The following is a 16,957-nucleotide window of genomic DNA, read 5'->3' on the forward strand; positions in this document are numbered from 1 at the left end:
ATTCTTAATCCAATAACCAGATTACTTACGAAGACCGAGTTCCTTAATAATAGCACGGTAGCGATTGATGTCGCTAGCGTAAAGATAATCAAGCAATGCGCGGCGCTTACCTACAAGCTGAGTCAGTGAACGAGTTGTCACTTTGTCCTTGCGGTTAATCTTTACATGCTCAGTAAGATGCTTGATACGGAATGTAAAAAGTGCGACCTGACTCTCTGCAGAACCTGTGTCAGTAGCTGACTTACCATACTGGTTGAAGATTTCTTCCTTCTTTGCTTTGTCTAAATACATAGCTGTGAAATTGATTAAATTAAGTTGCATCATTACATCCTTCGGGTGTCAAACTGCCTTAATCACAACAGCCACACTCTCAAATGCATCGGATTCTCCGAAAATGCGCTGCAAAGTTAGCAATAAAACTTAAAAATAAAGTGCGATAATTAGATAGTTTTATCCGTTATAACTTTTTTTAACGTGCCTATGTAAACCATTAGTAATCAATAATGAACATTACTTCAGTTATTTTTTGTAATTTTGCATCGAAATTGTAATTTAGCATATTTAAGGTAAAGAAATGCAAGACATTAGAAACGTTGCAGTAATTGCACACGTCGACCACGGAAAAACAACATTGGTCGACAAAATGATGCTCGCTGGAAAACTCTTCCGTGACGGACAGGATAACAGTGGCGAAGTTCTTGACTCCAATGATTTGGAGCGTGAGCGAGGTATAACCATTCTTTCAAAGAATGTATCAATAAACTGGAAAGGTGTAAAAATCAATATTCTAGATACTCCTGGACACTCTGACTTCGGTGGAGAGGTTGAGCGTGTGCTGAATATGGCAGATGGTTGTCTTTTGCTTGTTGACGCTTTTGAGGGTCCTATGCCTCAGACTCGTTTTGTGTTGCAGAAAGCTTTGCAACTCGGATTGAAGCCAATCGTTGTCGTTAATAAAGTTGATAAGCCAAACTGTCGTCCAGACGAAGTTTATGAAATGGTTTTCGATCTTATGTGCGATCTGAATGCCACAGAAGAGCAGCTTGATTTTAAGGTTGTTTATGGTTCTGCAAAGAACGGTTGGATGGCAGAAGACTGGCAAAAGCCAACAGATAATATAGAATATCTTCTTGATAAGATTGTTGAAATTATCCCAGCACCAAAGCATCTTGATGGAACTCCTCAGATGTTGATAACTTCTCTTGACTATTCTAGTTATACAGGTCGTATAGCTGTAGGTCGTGTTCACCGTGGTGAATTAAAGAATGGTATGAACATCACAATCTGTCATCGTGACGGAACTAAGGAAAAAACAAAGATTAAGGAATTGCGTACTTTTGAAGGTATGGGTCACAAGCCTACCGATGTAGTAAAAAGTGGTGATATCTGTGCTGTTGTTGGTTTGGAGCGTTTTGAGATTGGTGATACTATTGCAGACTGGGAAAATCCAGAGGCATTGCCACCTATCGCTGTTGATGAGCCTACGATGAGTATGCTTTTCACTATTAATGATTCTCCATTCTTTGGTAAGGAAGGTAAGTTCTGTACTAGCCGTCATATCAATGAACGTTTGCAGAAAGAACTAGAAAAAAATCTAGCTTTGCGTGTACGTCCTTACGAGGATTCAACAGATAAATGGATTGTTAGTGGTCGTGGTGTACTTCACCTTAGTGTACTTGTTGAGACAATGCGCCGTGAAGGATATGAACTTCAGGTTGGTCAGCCACAGGTAATCTATAAGGAAATTGATGGCGTTAAGTGTGAACCTATTGAGGAACTCACAATCAACGTTCCACAAGACTATTCTAGTAAGATGGTTGATATGGTAACTCGCCGTAAGGGTGAATTGACTGGTATGGACACTGAAGGTGATCGTGTAAATATTACATTTGATATTCCTTCACGTGGTATCATTGGTCTTCGTACCAATGTACTTACTGCAAGTCAGGGTGAGGCTATCATGGCACATATTTATAAGGAGTATCAGCCATACAAGGGTGAAATCACACGCCGTTTGAACGGTTCAATGATTGCCATGGAGACAGGTACTTCATTTGCTTATTCAATTGATAAACTTCAGGATCGTGGTAAATTCTTTATTGACGCAGGAGAAGAAGTTTATTATGGTCAGGTTGTAGGTGAGCATATTCATGATAATGACCTAGTTATCAATGTAACAAAGGCAAAGCAGCTTACTAACGTGCGTGCCAGTGGTAGTGATGACAAGGCTCGTGTAATTCCAAAGACTGTAATGAGTCTTGAGGAATGTCTGGAATACATCAAGGAAGATGAATATGTAGAGGTTACTCCTAAGAATATGCGTATTCGTAAGGTAATCCTTGATCATCAGGAGCGTAAGCGTTCAAATAAGATTTAATATTTAATAGATCTATATTATGACTGGATTATACATTTTTATAGCACTTATAGTAGTTGCCCTGATAGGATGGGGAATTGCCGAATTGAAGAGCCGTACAATAACATTCGGGCATTCTGAAGCTGAAAAGGAAGAGGCTGAACTCATTCATAAAGAACAGGAAGAACGCGGATTTAAGGAGCAGAATCTTAAGGATTTGTTAGCTCATAACAGTACAAAAGGCTACAATGCAGTAGATTAAATGCAATAAATTCAATATCAAGGCGTTTCATAATAAAATACTTTTTATTATGAAGCGCTTTTTCTTTTTATTATCTCTTTGTGCAACGACAGTATTCTGCAGTGCGCAAAGCCGTGTTGGAACATTTTCAATCATTCCAAAGGTTGGGGTATGTCTGTCTAATATGACAAACAATGATTTCATTATTGGTAAGAATACTGTTTGCTCGCCAAAATACAAAGCTGGTTTTACTGGTGGAGTAGAGGCTGAGTATCAGTTGACATCACCGTTGAGTGTGTCATTAGCTGCACTATATACCATGGAGGGCTGCCGTTATCTTGACGAGAGTGGATTAAGTGCTTCGCCATCTGTAAGCTATGAAGGTTATGCGGATCATACGGTGAACTTAAATGTTATAAATGTCCCGCTAACATTGAATTATTATGTGGCAGATGGGTTAGCTATTAAAGCCGGTTTACAGATGGGCTTTCCTGTTGATACTAACGAAAAATATGAAGTAACACCTTTTACGATAAATGATCGCACGGGAGAGCATTCTTATGGTACGATGGTGAAACATAATGAAAATACCAACGATAAATATAAGAGTGTTGATGTGTCAATACCGTTGGGAGTATCTTATGAATACATGAATGTCGTTGTTGACGCAAGATATAATCTTGGTATAACAAAAAATAACAAGGTAAATGATTCCAAAAGCAACTTCTTTGCGTTGACTGTGGGATATAAATTTGATATGTGAAATAGATAATGACTAAATTAATTAATACTTTAATATTAATAATACTTCTTTTTACACAGACTTCTTGCGAGCGAGTAAGTTTTGATAAGTCTGATATTGAGAACAAAGATGGTTTTGAACTTAATTTCCATGTAAGGAATCTTGATACTCGTGGCATCGTAGATGTGTCGAAAGTGTGCAATAAGATAAATTTTGCAGTATACGACAGTATTGGAGATAGGGTGAAATCTATCAGTCAAAGTTCGGATAAAGATAATGATTTTGGCACTATAAAAGTTTCACTCCCGGAAGGGAACTATAAGGTTGTGGTTTTAGCGCATAGTGGTAGCACAAATGCTTCAACTACAAACATGAATAGAATAACCTTTAATGGAAAAGTGACAGATACATTTGTTTATAGTGAAGACATTAATGTAAAGGGGAACTCTGATTATCAGATGACTCTTAAAAGATGCGTAGCAAAGATATTGTTCACAGTCAAGGATAAGGTTCCTGAAAATGTAAAGCAAATAAAGTTCTTTTATACTGGCGGTAGTAGTACTCTTGATGGTGCCAGCGGTATGGGATGTGTTAACTCACGACAGACAGAAATACGTGATGTCGGTGTGGAGGCTCGTGCAGATTCCTCAGTTTATGAATTATACACTTTTCCTCAAGATGCGACTAGTTGTCTGAACATAACAGTTTCATGCCTTGATGGTGAAGGAAATACTATTTATGAGCGGATGTTTGAGGATGTGAATATTTCACTTTGTGGTGTTACCACATGTACTGGCAATTTATTCTCAGCAGATGCAAATAGTTCTACAAAAGGAGTTGTTTTGAAAGCTGATGACGAATGGATAGATGGAGGAATATATAAGTATTGATGAAAAATAGTAAGTTGGCAATTATAATGAAATTGCCAACTTCCCAAAAATTATAGTTTACTTAGGGTAAACCATGTTTTCTTCTTTGATGTTATCCAACACTTCGTGCAAATATTTTGCTGCTTCGTATTTTGCCATTGGAAGATCGTGAAGAAGATAATTACCGCAATCCTTCGCCGCCGCTCCTGGAATGTTTCCTTCAAAGTCGGCTACAAACTTAAATGTTCTCTTCATTAATTCAACAATATCCTTGCTCTGAACGTCTCCTTTGACTAGTAGGTAATTGCCAGTAAGGCATCCCATAGGTCCCCAGTATATGATGCGGTCTTTCCATTCTGCATCATTGCGCAGATATGTTGCTGCAAGATGTTCAATAGTATGTATTGCTCCATTGTGCAATACAGGTTCTCTATTAGGTTCCTTCATTCTAATGTCAAAAGTAGTGATAGTCTCATTACCGACATTATCTTTGCGGCTAACGTAAATACCACGAAGAAGTGCTTCGTGATTTATTGTAAAACTTGGTATTTTATCCATAATCATTTATTTATAGCGTCAATAAAACTCTTTGTAACTTCGAAACTTCCCTCTGCCATACGGTCCCAGAAGTCGAAATACATTTGTGCTTTGTTGTCTTTAAGTGGAACATCACTTATTATTCTGAAACTGATAAACGGTGTGCCAAAGATATGGCATGTCTGTGCTATGCTGCAACTCTCCATGTCTACAGCTGTAGAACTAGGGAATTTCTCCATTATCTGTGTCATCTTTTCTCGACTGTCAACAAACCACTCTCCGCTTACAGTAAGTCCCTTCTTTATTTTAAGTTCTCCATGATTTAGTTTCAACGCTACACTTACCAAATTTTCGGGTGCTTTGAAACGTGCCGGCATACCGAGAATTTGTCCAAATTCGCAGTTGTCTCCACAATATGCATCATGATATGTACATTCTTCTGCTACAACAACGTCACCTACATTCAGTGTAGTGTCGGCTCCACCAGCGCATCCTGTAGATATAATCAGGTCGGGATGATGCTCAGATATCATCTTTGTTGCACCAATAGCAGAATTAACTTTGCCAATGCCGCATTTCTGAATTATGATATTTTCATCATTGTAAAACACTTTTTCCAGTTGTGTGAATTCTTTATCCATCGCAACTATAATTCCAATCTTCATATTTTATATATTTTCTTTGGTGCAAAGTTAATAAAAACCTCATCTTATGAACAAATAAATTATTGTTATTTATAGATATTGTGCATTGAAGTCCTTCTTCTTGAGGATGGATACTTATATATTTAATGTATTTATATGTTTGTTTACTATATTATAAATCTTAATTTTGGTTTAAAGTTTCATTTTGATACTTAATTTATTATGATAATGTTAGATTGTAATAATAAGACTTACGTATCCTTACAGTTTAATACTTTTAGTCTATTTTGATATCTTTTTGTATTGTGTTTTGTCTTTTTAGCTATCGTTTTGCTAACTTTGCAGCACAAATAGCAAACAAATTGTAACCAATAAACAGTAGAAAATATTATTATGTGTGGAATTGTATCAATATTCAACATCCAAGAGCAAACTCCTGAACTAAGACAGAAAGCTTTGCGTATGAGTCAAAAAATTCGTCACCGTGGTCCCGATTGGAGTGGGATATATTGTGGTGGTTCCGCTATCTTGGCTCATGAAAGATTATCAATAGTAGATCCTGAATCAGGAAAACAACCTTTGTTTAGTCCAGATAAAAAACAAATTCTTGCTGTGAATGGTGAGATATATAATCATCATGAGATAAGAAAACAATATGAAGGTAAGTATCAGTTCCAAACAGGAAGTGATTGCGAAGTCATCCTTGCTTTATATAGAGAGAAGGGTATTGATTTTCTTGAGGATATAAATGGTATTTTTGCATTTGCACTTTATGATGCTGAGAAAGATGAGTTCCTTATTGCTCGTGATCCAATTGGAGTTATACCTCTTTATATAGGATATGACGATGATGGGAAAATTTATGTAGCAAGTGAACTGAAAGCTCTTGAAGGTAATTGTGACAGATATGAAGTGTTTTTGCCAGGACATTATTATAGTAGTCGTGAAGGTAAGATGAAACGTTATTATACACGCGACTGGATGGATTATGATAATGTGAAAGACAATAAGGCTAGTGTTAAGGAGATTCACGATGGGTTGGAGGATGCTGTTAAGCGCCAGCTTATGAGCGATGTTCCTTATGGCGTTTTGCTTTCTGGTGGATTAGATTCTTCTGTTATTAGTGCTGTCGCTGAGAAATTTTCTCAGAATAGAGTAGAGGATAACGGTTCTACAAAGGCATGGTGGCCAAGACTTCATTCTTTTGCGGTAGGACTAAAGAACGCTCCTGATTTGGCTAAGGCTAAGTTGGTGGCAGATCATATAGGAACAGTTCATCATGAAATTAACTATACCATACAGGAAGGTCTTGACGCAATACGTGACGTTATATATTTCATAGAAACTTATGATGTTACTACTGTCAGAGCTTCAACACCAATGTACCTTTTGGCAAGAGTGATAAAGAGTATGGGTATAAAAATGGTTCTATCTGGTGAGGGAGCTGACGAAATTTTCGGTGGGTATCTTTATTTTCATAAGGCACCTTCAGCAAAGGCTTTCCACGAAGAGACTGTTAGAAAATTGTCTAAACTTTATATGTATGATTGTCTTCGTGCCAACAAGAGTCTTGCTGCGTGGGGAGTAGAGGGTCGTGTGCCATTCCTTGACAAAGAATTTCTTGATATAGCAATGCGAACAAATCCAGAAGCAAAGATGTGCCCTGGACAGACGATGGAGAAGAAAATCGTAAGAGAAGGCTTTGCTGATATGTTGCCAGCAGAGGTAGCTTGGAGACAAAAGGAACAGTTTAGTGACGGAGTAGGATATTCATGGATAGATACCTTGAAGAAAATTACGTCAGATCAGGTGAGTGATGAGCAGATGGAACATGCTGAGGAGCAATTTCCAATTAATCCTCCACGCAATAAAGAAGAATATTATTACCGTTCTATATTTGCAGAACATTTCCCAAGTGATAGTGCTGCACTTTCTGTGCCGAGTGTACCGAGTGTAGCTTGCAGTACGGCAGAGGCCCTTGCATGGGATGAGGCTTTTAAAAATATGAACGACCCAAGCGGAAGGGCGGTTACAGGAATACACGAACAAGCTTATAAAGATTGATTAGAAATTTATTATGATTACAGTTACCAACACAAACAGAGTAATGAAAAAGAGATGGATAATACTTATGCTCTCAATGGTTATTATAGCCATTTCAGGGCTTTTTGTAGGTGAACCCTCGTTTAAATGTGATTTCACGAAGATTAATGCCGCAGATGTTGCATGGCTAATCACTTCAACAATCTTCGTGCTTATGATGACTCCAGGACTGTCATTCTTCTATGGCGGAATGGTTGGAGCCAAAAATGTTATTTCAACGATGCTTCAAAGTTTCATAGCGATGGGACTCATTAGTGTCCTTTGGGTAGTTTTTGGATTTAGTCTTGCTTTTGGTGATGATATCGGAGGGGTTATAGGTAATCCACTGACATTCTTGATGTTTAAGAATGTCGGAGCAGGAGTTTATATGACAGCTACAGGTAAAGTACTTGGTGGTGCTACAATTCCTCTTGCATTGTTTGCCTTGTTTCAGATGAAATTCGCAATTATAACACCTTCTTTAATTACAGGATCTTTTGCAGAACGTGTTAGATTTTCTGGCTATCTGTTCTTCATGATATTCTTCTTCGTTGTGATTTATTGTCCGTTGGCTCACATGACATGGCATCCTGATGGTCTGTTCCTGAAATGGGGAGTTGTCGATTTTGCCGGTGGTATTGTGGTTCATGCATCTTCTGGTGTGGCAGCTTTGGCTGGAGCTATATTCTTAGGGCGCAGAAAAAAATCAACGATAGACGCAGAACCTGCAAATATTCCATTTGTATTACTTGGTGCAGCATTACTTTGGCTTGGATGGTTTGGATTCAACGCAGGAAGTTCACTTCATGCAGATGGTACAGCCGTTAAGGCATTCCTTAATACAAACACAGCAAGTGCAACAGCTATGATGACATGGATATTCTTTGATTGTCTTCGTGGACGTAAACCTTCTGCAATGGGTGCAGCTGTTGGATGTGTTGTCGGTCTTGTCGCAATCACTCCTTCTGCTGGATATGTAACAGTTGGACAGAGTATCTTTATTTCTTTTGTTATAACAATAATATGTAATATTGCAGTTTATTGGCGCAGTCATTCTAGAATTGATGATGCCTTAGACGTATTCCCAACTCATGGAACTGGTGGTATTTTCGGTACAGTTCTTACAGGTATATTCATCCAAGGTGGATTAATATCTGGAACTTGGGCTGGTTTTATAGTATTCCTCTATCACATATTGGCCGTTGTAATCGTATTTGTTTATACTTTTGGTATGAGCTATTTCGGATATTGGCTTATAGATAAGATGATTCCAATGCGAGTAAGTTCAGAAAGTGAGGAAATAGGTCTAGACCTTAGTCAGCACGACGAGCATTATGGACTTGCACATGTTGGAGAACGTGAATTAGCAGAATATGAAGAACACATAAAAACAAAGAATGAGAATAGACAATAGAGTTTAATTCTTGTTTTTCGTACATACGGGGCATAACGATAAAGTTATGTCCCGTATGTTTTTTTTAACATGTTTGGTCTGTATCTTTAACAGGTGGTAAAGACCGGTGTAGTGTTAAGATAAAAAATGAACAAAATCGTTTTGTTCTCTTCAATATTTGCACTATCTTTGCAAGCAGATATCAAAATATAAACGTTTATATAATTATAATGGAAACTTTAAAGAAATATCTGCCGGACCTCTTGGTTGTGGTAGTTTTTGCAATTATCTCTTTTGCCTATTTCTTTCCTGCTGATACAGAAGGACGAATTTTGTATCGCCATGATGCTTCTGCTGGGCGTGGTGCAGGTCAGGAACAAAGCGAATATCACGATCGTACAGGTAAAATAACACGATGGTCAAATTCTACATTCAGTGGAATGCCAACTTACCAGACTGCACCAACTTATAAAAGTACAAGTTTTTTGCAGCAGGTTATTAGGGCATATCATTTGTGGTTGCCTGAAAACGTATGGTATGTTTTTGCATATCTTTTGGGTTTTTATATTTTGCTTCGTGCTTTTGATTTTAGACAATCGCTTGCGGCTTTGGGCTCTGTGATATGGGCTTTCTCATCCTATTTCTTTATCATTATAGCTGCAGGACATATATGGAAGGTGATGGCTCTTGCTTATCTTCCGCCAATGATAGCAGGAGTTGTGCTATCGTATCGAGGGAAGTATCTGTGGGGATTTATAGTTACTGCGATTTTCTCAGCGTTTGAGGTAGCTGCAAATCACGTGCAGATGACATATTACTTCTTGTTTGTGATATTCTTCATGATTATCGCATATCTTGTAGAGGCTATAAAACAAAAGAATTTAAAGCATTTTGGAAAGGCAACGCTGGCATGTGCTGCTGGTGCCCTCATCGGAATAATGCTTAATATATCCAATCTTTATCATACATGGCAATACTCTCAGGAGAGTATGAGAGGTAAAAGTGAATTGGTAAAGAAGAATACCGCTAACCAAACAAACAGTGGACTTGATCGTGATTATATAACTCAATGGAGTTATGGTATTGACGAAACTTGGACATTACTTGTGCCAAATACTAAAGGTGGTGCTTCTGTGCCATTAGCAGCAAATGCCAAGGCTATGGAAAAGGCTGATCCTAATTTCATGCAGATATATCAGCAAATGGGGCAGTATTGGGGCGAACAGCCTGGAACAAGTGGACCTGTATATGTAGGTGCGTTTGTGCTTATGTTGTTTATACTAGGAATGTTTATTGTAAGAGGACCTATGAAATGGGCCTTGCTTGGTGCCACGGTATTGAGTATCCTGTTGTCGTGGGGACGAAACTTTATGCCTTTCACAAACTTTTTCATAGACTATATACCGATGTATAGTAAGTTCCGAACGGTGGCGTCGATTCTTGTAATTGCCGAATTCACGATACCGCTGCTTGCAATGCTCACGTTAAAGAAGATAGTTGATGAACCAGAGATACTTAAGAGCAAGATAAAGTTTGTCTATATTAGTTTTGGGCTTACCGCTGGTGTTGCATTACTTTTTGCAATTATGCCTAATGTATTCTTCTCTGATTTCATTTCTTCATCAGAAATGCAGGCACTAAAGAGTATTCCGGCTGCATACATAGGTCCTTTGGAGAGTAATTTGCGTAGTATCCGTGAATATATATTTACGTCAGATTGTTGGCGCTCATTCTGGATTATCGTTATAGGTTCTTTCTTCTTGTTCCTTTTCAAGTCAGGAAAACTAAAGGCCCAGTATATGATTGGTGCAATAACCTTACTTTGTCTTATTGATATGTGGCAGGTAAACAAGCGCTATCTTAATGATGATATGTTTGTAGAACAGAGTGTTCGTGAACAGGCACAGCCAATGACAGAAACAGATAAACAGATTCTTCAGGATAAGAGTTTGGATTATCGTGTGTTGAATTTGTCTACCAATACATTTAATGAGAACGAAACAAGTTATTATCATAAGAGTATCGGTGGTTATCATGCTGCAAAATTGCGTCGCTATCAAGAACTAATCGAGGCTTATATAAGTCCTGAAATGCAGAAACTTATGCCTGCAATATCAACTGCTGGCGGTGATATGACAAAGGTTAGTGGTGACAGTATCTTCCCTATACTGAATATGCTCAATGCAAAATACTTTATTGTTCCTTTGCAAGGTAATCAGACGGTGGCAATACAGAATCCTTATGTGTATGGTAACGCTTGGTTTGTAGACAAAGTTGATTATGTAGATAATGCAAATCAGGAAATAGATAAAGTTGGAAACATAGACCTTCGCCATGAGGCTGTTGCTGATTCTAAATTCAAGAAACAACTTGGACAGTCTAAACCCCAAGACAGTACGTCTTTGGTTAAGATTACTTCATACGAGCCAAACAAGTTGTGTTATGATGTGAAGAGTGCAACAGGTGGAGTTGTGGTTTTCTCTGAAATATACTATCCTGAATGGACTGCGACTGTTGATGGTAAACCTGTAGAACTAGGTCGTGCCAACTATGTGCTCCGCGCATTGAATGTTGCACCAGGAAGTCATAAAGTTGTGCTTACATTCTATCCGAAGAGTGTTGACCAGACTGAGACGATAGCTTATGTTTCTTATGTGATACTTCTGCTTGTAGTTTTGCTTACGGTATATATAGAACGTAAAAAACGAAAGAAAACACTCTAGTATTCTACATTAAATAATAAAAGTCTGCATTGTATCATATTGATAACATGCAGACTTTTTATAAATTCTATATAACTCTTTATCAAAATTCATCACACGATTCTCTCCAATATAGTTCTTTCCATCAGTCAAATTATGGAACCAATCGAGTTATGACAATCAAAAATATTTTTTTATTTTTTGATTTTTTAATGCCGTTTCCTACATGTTTTTGCGAAACGTGTTGTTATACAAAGTGTTAGCTAATGTAGGAGAGTCCGTTGTTATACATTTTAGGGAGTGATTAGGCCCTAATCACTCGGTAATCCTACATGCTTTGCAGAGTGATAAGGCCCTTATTACTCAAAGGCGCACCGAAAAAGGTGATTTTATATTTGCTGTGCTTCATACATTTTGACTATAATACGAGTCGATTATAAACATTAATAGTTATATTTACGGAATCACGATACATATTTTAGAGTTGTTACTGACTAACTTTATAGTTTCTGAAATCCCTTACTGAAATGGTTGACATATCAAAATGTTTTATAAATCAGTTTGGTTCCCAAATTTCATTTACAGAAAGAAATGAGATTCCTATATTCACAATCCCATAAACGGCATTATGGTGATTTGCTTTACTGATGAAAACATCGCCTAATAGTCCAACCTAAAAAGCGACTTTCGTATTACGATTGAGGTAAAATCCACCGTTTTAACTACAAATACGTGCTTATAATGTAGGAATCATGTAGGAAAAGGCACTAATATACATGGGGTAATGTGTTGGCTAGTAATAGCTTAGGTTAAAAATGTATATAATGTAGGTTTATTCTCTCTTTTTTTGGAGTCTTCATTTATTGTTTTGTGATGTTCTCGGTAAATTGTCCTTGATCTTAGTAATTTTATCCCTGATTTATTAAACGTACATTTTTTAATTGCCTTGATTTTATTGATGATTTAATTTGAGTACAGTATGTCCAAAATTATGAACTGAGCCCAGATTATTCCTTTTCAGGGTTGCTAAACTTTATACGTAGAATTGTTAAATCCCCAAACTTATAAACTGAGCCACTATTTGTTAATGCCCCATTTCTTTACCAATGAATCGTATTTCTTCTTTGCTTCTGCTATAAAACTTTTATATTCATCTCCTTCTGGATTGAAGGGCTTGTGATTCAATGCTTCTTTTATAGGCTTCCATTCATTTAGAAACTCATTCGTGTCATCTCCAAAATAAGTTTCAGCAAATCGTTCCCATATATATTGAACAGCCTGATCGCTTGGGTGTAGCATATCTTCTTTGTAAAAGCGATAGTCACGCAGCTCATCATTCATGATTTCGTAGGCAGGAAAGTAATCAACATGTTCCTCTTTTGACAGTTTGTCGGCAGCTAGTAATAGAGTGGCCTTACTTAATTGACTCTCATGATAACCGTATTTACGATAACGGATAGGACTTACGGTTATAATAATTCTAATGTCTCTATTTTTAGACATTAATCTCATTACTGCTTTGCGTAGATAATTGTAACATTCATCTGTAGACAGTACTTTCTCGGTAAATAGTTTTTGTGGCTTTTTCATGCAGTTGTCTACAATCTCGCCAGTCTCATTTAAAATATAAACATGGTTTGTGCCTAGCGTAAGGAAAGCATTGTCTGGTTTGTATTCTGACTCTTCACAAAATCTTTCAACAGTATGCAGAATGCTCGCTGGATTATACATTACACCATATGGATTTATATCCGTATTGAATTTCTCCTCATGAAATCTCTTGCCGATATTGTCAGCAAAGCATGAACCCACGAAAAGCATTCTTTCACAAGGATGAATTGTCCATGATGATTTAGTTATGTTTACTTTTGTTGTAAATTCCATAATCTTGATTTTTGTCCGTTACGTTCTAGTCTTAATTATTCTGCCTTTTGTGAATGATGGCATTGCAAGAGAGTGAGCATAGTTTGAATTATGCTATTTTAAACAGTTTCTCTAGTGTGCAAAGATAAGAAAATACAATTAATTTTTCATTGTATTACCAATTATTAATGTTATATTTGCAAATATAATGCAAACTATAAACAACCATGGAAAGTAAAATACCCCATGAATTTAATAAGTTTTATCTGAAAGATGTAACGTTCGCGAATCTTATGATGAGACGTATATATAGCGTACTCATAGTTGCCAATCCTTATGATGTTTTTATGTTGGAGGATGACGGACGTGTGGAAGAAAAAATATATAATGAGTATATGGAGCTGGGACTTAGATATCCACCAACATTTACTCAGGTATCAACGACCAATGAGGCTGCTAAAGTTCTTAATACAACTAATATAGATTTGGTGATTTGCATGCCAGGTAATGCAGATAATGATGCGTTCACAGTGGCAAGAGATATAAAAGGTCTGTTTTCGGATATACCATGCGTAGTGCTCACACCTTTTTCTCATGGTATTACAAAAAGAATGCAGAACGAAGATTTAAGTATCTTTGATTATGTATTCTGCTGGCTAGGAAATACTAATCTTATTCTATCAATAATAAAACTGCTTGAAGATAAGATGAACCTAGAGCACGACATCAAGGAAAGTGGTGTGCAGATGATATTGCTAGTGGAGGATAGTATTCGTTTTTACTCTTCGATATTACCCAATTTATATAATTACATTCTTGCTCAAAGTAAGCGGTTCGCCACAGAGGCACTTAACAGACATCAGTCAACACTTCGTATGCGTGGACGTCCTAAAGTTGTGCTTGCCCGTACTTATGAGGAAGCAATGAATATATATAAAAAGTTTGCTGATAATTGTATAGGTGTAATCAGTGATGCACGTTTTCCGATGAAGGAGATGTCTCCTAAAGAAAATGTGTTGCAGCCATCTCCATTGCGTGATTCTGCGGTCTATAAAGATCCTGAAGCTGGGTTGAAATTGTTGCGTGCTATTCGTGAGCGCGATGAATATGTGGCACTTATTATGGAAAGCGCAGAATGCAAATACCGTGAAAAGGCAGAAGCAGAGTCTTTTCATTTCGTTGACAAAAATTCCAAGACAATGAGTCTTGACTTGCGCCGAATAATGGAAGAACACATGGGCTTTGGTGATTTCATCTTTCGTGATCCAACTACTCATGAAGAAGTAATGAGGATAAGATCATTAAAGGAATTGCAAGATAATATTTTTAAGATTCCAAATGCTTCTATGCTTTATCATGTGAGTCGGAATCACATGAGCCGCTGGCTTAGTGCACGTGCTATATTCCCAGTGTCGCAGTTCCTTAAAAATGTTACTTGGCATAAGTTGCAGGACGTAGATGCTCATAGGCAAATAATTTTTGATGCTATAGTGAAGTATCGCCACATGAAGAATATTGGAGTTGTTGCTGTATTCGACAGAATGAAATTCGACCGTTATGCACATTTTGCACGAATAGGTGACGGCTCTCTAGGTGGTAAAGGACGTGGCTTGGCATTCCTTGATAATATTGTTAAGATGCATCCTGAATTTAATCAATATCATGGTGCGTCCGTTCAGATACCAAAAACTGTAGTCCTTTGTACTGATATTTTTGACCAGTTTATGGAACAAAACAATCTTTATCAAATAGCACTTAGTGATGCGCCAGATGAAGAGATATTAAAACATTTCCTTAGAGCACAACTTCCTGATTCATTGATCGCAGATTTCTTTACGTTCTTCGATGCAACTAAAAGTCCTATCGCTGTGAGATCATCAAGTTTGTTGGAGGATAGCCATTATCAACCTTTTGCCGGTATATATAATACATATATGATACCGAATACTGCTGACAAGTACATGATGTTGCAGATGCTTGCAGCAGCAATAAAAAGTGTATATGCTTCTGTCTACTATCGTGATTCAAAAGCATATATGACAGCAACGAGTAATGTTATCGACCAAGAGAAAATGGCTGTTATCTTGCAGGAGGTCGTCGGTCATCAATATGAAAATCATTTCTACCCTAATATCAGTGGTGTGTTGCGTTCAATCAACTATTATCCAGTAGGAAATGAAACTGCTGAAGAGGGCATTGCTTCTTTAGCTTTGGGACTTGGAAAGTATATTGTTGATGGTGGACAGACATTGCGTGTATCCCCTTATCATCCTGACCAAGTGATGCAGACAAGTGAAGTTGAAACTGCTTTACGTGAAACCCAGACCCAATTCTATGCTTTGGATATGTCTGATGTTGGAAGTGACTTCAAAGTTGATGATGGATTTAATATCATGAAATTGAAAGTAAAAGATGCTGAGCATGATAAATCTCTGAATTATATAGCTTCTACTTTTGATACCTACGATCAGATTATTTATGACGGTTTGTACGAGGGTGGGCGAAAGATAATCTCGTTTGCGGGTGTACTTCAACAAGAGATTTTTCCTTTACCAGAGTTATTGCAGATGTCTATGAAGTATGGTTCCTGCGCTATGCGTCGTCCTGTAGAGATCGAATTTGCATGCAACATAAATGAAGACAAAACTGGTGAACTTTATCTGTTGCAGATTCGTCCTATTGTGGAGACAAAAGGTGTATTAGAAACCGATATTACGAAAATTCCTGATGATGGTTGTCTTTTACGTTCGCATAACTCATTGGGACATGGCGTAAGTGATGATGTTGTTGATGTTGTCTACGTGAAATACGATGATAATTTTTCGGCGATGAATAATTATTATGTAGCTGATGATATAGAAAGAATAAATAGGAAGTTTCTTGCAGCAGGTAAAAATTATGTGCTTATCGGACCAGGGCGTTGGGGATCAAGTGATCATTATCTAGGAGTTCCTGTAAAATGGCCGCATATCTCTGCTGCACGTATAATAGTTGAACTGGCCTTAAAAAACTATCATGTAGATCCTAGTCAGGGAACACATTTCTTTCAGAACCTTACCTCTTTTGGTGTAGGCTATTTTACGATAGATTGCAATTCTGAAAGCGGAGGTTTTATACGTAAGGATGTTCTTGATGCTATGACGGCAATAGAAGAAACTGATTATGTACGCCACGTGAAGTTTGATAAACCTTTGAAGATAATGGTTGACGGCATAAAGCAGGAAGGTGCTGTGGTAATAAATGAATCATAAAAATTAAACGAATAATGTCCTTCAAGATGCTTAGTTGATGTAAATCAAAAAAATGTTATGAACAATAAAATCTGCTCATATTTATTTTGGTTTTGAATAAAACTGTTATACCTTTGCACTATGTTTTTCATGGTATTAGATTTAAGGTTAACAAAGGTTGGGACTCAGCGGAGCCCCTTTTTTTATGCCTTAAACTTTAATTGTCTTAAAAACACCAATAAAAGTTTTAATAAATTGTAAAAGTAACACTATATAATGATTGATGTTTGGATGTTAA

The 16,957-nt window shown here is 37.2% G+C and carries 12 protein-coding genes; 8 read left to right on the forward strand and 4 right to left on the reverse strand.

Annotation, left to right across the window (positions count from 1 at the left end; genetic code table 11):
• Positions 1-21: 21 nt before the first annotated feature.
• On the reverse strand, positions 22-291 hold the full coding sequence (gene rpsO, locus prwr041_RS08015; RefSeq protein WP_207153297.1) for a 30S ribosomal protein S15: 270 nt from the start codon (positions 289-291) through the stop codon (positions 22-24).
• 283 nt (positions 292-574) lie between these two features.
• Here rpsO and typA point away from each other — a divergent pair, with 283 nt between their 5' ends.
• The 4 genes from typA to prwr041_RS08035 are packed head-to-tail and all read left to right on the forward strand — an operon-like array spanning position 575 to position 4,229.
• Positions 575-2,377 carry a translational GTPase TypA gene (gene typA / locus prwr041_RS08020; RefSeq protein WP_207153298.1) on the forward strand — a complete coding sequence of 601 codons (1,803 nt, stop codon included), beginning with the start codon at positions 575-577 and terminating at the stop codon, positions 2,375-2,377.
• A gap of 19 nt (positions 2,378-2,396) precedes the next feature.
• Complete coding sequence (locus tag prwr041_RS08025) at positions 2,397-2,618, forward strand: hypothetical protein (RefSeq protein WP_207153299.1); 222 nt, start codon at positions 2,397-2,399, stop codon at positions 2,616-2,618.
• 49 nt (positions 2,619-2,667) lie between these two features.
• On the forward strand, positions 2,668-3,360 hold the full coding sequence (locus prwr041_RS08030; protein WP_207153300.1) for a porin family protein: 693 nt from the start codon (positions 2,668-2,670) through the stop codon (positions 3,358-3,360).
• A gap of 8 nt (positions 3,361-3,368) precedes the next feature.
• Positions 3,369-4,229 (forward strand): FimB/Mfa2 family fimbrial subunit, encoded by an 861-nt coding sequence (locus prwr041_RS08035; RefSeq protein ID WP_207153301.1) that lies wholly within the window; start codon positions 3,369-3,371, stop codon positions 4,227-4,229.
• Positions 4,230-4,286: 57 nt separating this feature from the next.
• Here the strand turns inward: prwr041_RS08035 and prwr041_RS08040 are convergent, their stop codons facing one another.
• Together prwr041_RS08040 and mtnN are read right to left on the reverse strand one after the other, a co-directional pair.
• Complete coding sequence (locus tag prwr041_RS08040) at positions 4,287-4,766, reverse strand: S-ribosylhomocysteine lyase (protein WP_207153302.1); 480 nt, start codon at positions 4,764-4,766, stop codon at positions 4,287-4,289.
• Between the two features lie 2 nt (positions 4,767-4,768).
• Positions 4,769-5,410 carry a 5'-methylthioadenosine/S-adenosylhomocysteine nucleosidase gene (gene mtnN, locus prwr041_RS08045; RefSeq protein ID WP_207153303.1) on the reverse strand — a complete coding sequence of 214 codons (642 nt, stop codon included), beginning with the start codon at positions 5,408-5,410 and terminating at the stop codon, positions 4,769-4,771.
• A gap of 372 nt (positions 5,411-5,782) precedes the next feature.
• On the opposite strand from mtnN, the gene asnB reads away from it, so the two are divergent.
• The 3 genes from asnB (at position 5,783) to prwr041_RS08060 (ending at position 11,587) form a co-directional block, all read left to right on the forward strand.
• Positions 5,783-7,453 carry an asparagine synthase B gene (asnB, locus tag prwr041_RS08050; RefSeq protein WP_207153304.1) on the forward strand — a complete coding sequence of 557 codons (1,671 nt, stop codon included), beginning with the start codon at positions 5,783-5,785 and terminating at the stop codon, positions 7,451-7,453.
• Positions 7,454-7,496: 43 nt separating this feature from the next.
• Positions 7,497-8,885: an ammonium transporter gene (locus prwr041_RS08055; protein ID WP_207153305.1), complete on the forward strand. Its 1,389-nt coding sequence runs from the start codon at positions 7,497-7,499 to the stop codon at positions 8,883-8,885.
• A gap of 209 nt (positions 8,886-9,094) precedes the next feature.
• Positions 9,095-11,587, forward strand: coding sequence for a YfhO family protein (locus prwr041_RS08060; protein ID WP_207153306.1), 2,493 nt, complete (start codon positions 9,095-9,097; stop codon positions 11,585-11,587).
• 1,056 nt (positions 11,588-12,643) lie between these two features.
• Here the strand turns inward: prwr041_RS08060 and prwr041_RS08065 are convergent.
• Positions 12,644-13,450 carry a GSCFA domain-containing protein gene (locus prwr041_RS08065; RefSeq protein WP_207153307.1) on the reverse strand — a complete coding sequence of 269 codons (807 nt, stop codon included), beginning with the start codon at positions 13,448-13,450 and terminating at the stop codon, positions 12,644-12,646.
• A gap of 206 nt (positions 13,451-13,656) precedes the next feature.
• On the opposite strand from prwr041_RS08065, the gene prwr041_RS08070 reads away from it, so the two are divergent.
• The gene (locus prwr041_RS08070; protein ID WP_207153308.1) at positions 13,657-16,680 is read left to right on the forward strand and encodes a PEP/pyruvate-binding domain-containing protein; all 3,024 of its coding nucleotides are present in this window, start codon (positions 13,657-13,659) and stop codon (positions 16,678-16,680) included.
• Positions 16,681-16,957 lie beyond the last annotated feature (277 nt).

This window comes from Prevotella herbatica, from assembly GCF_017347605.1.
GTDB classification, from domain to species: domain Bacteria; phylum Bacteroidota; class Bacteroidia; order Bacteroidales; family Bacteroidaceae; genus Prevotella; species Prevotella herbatica.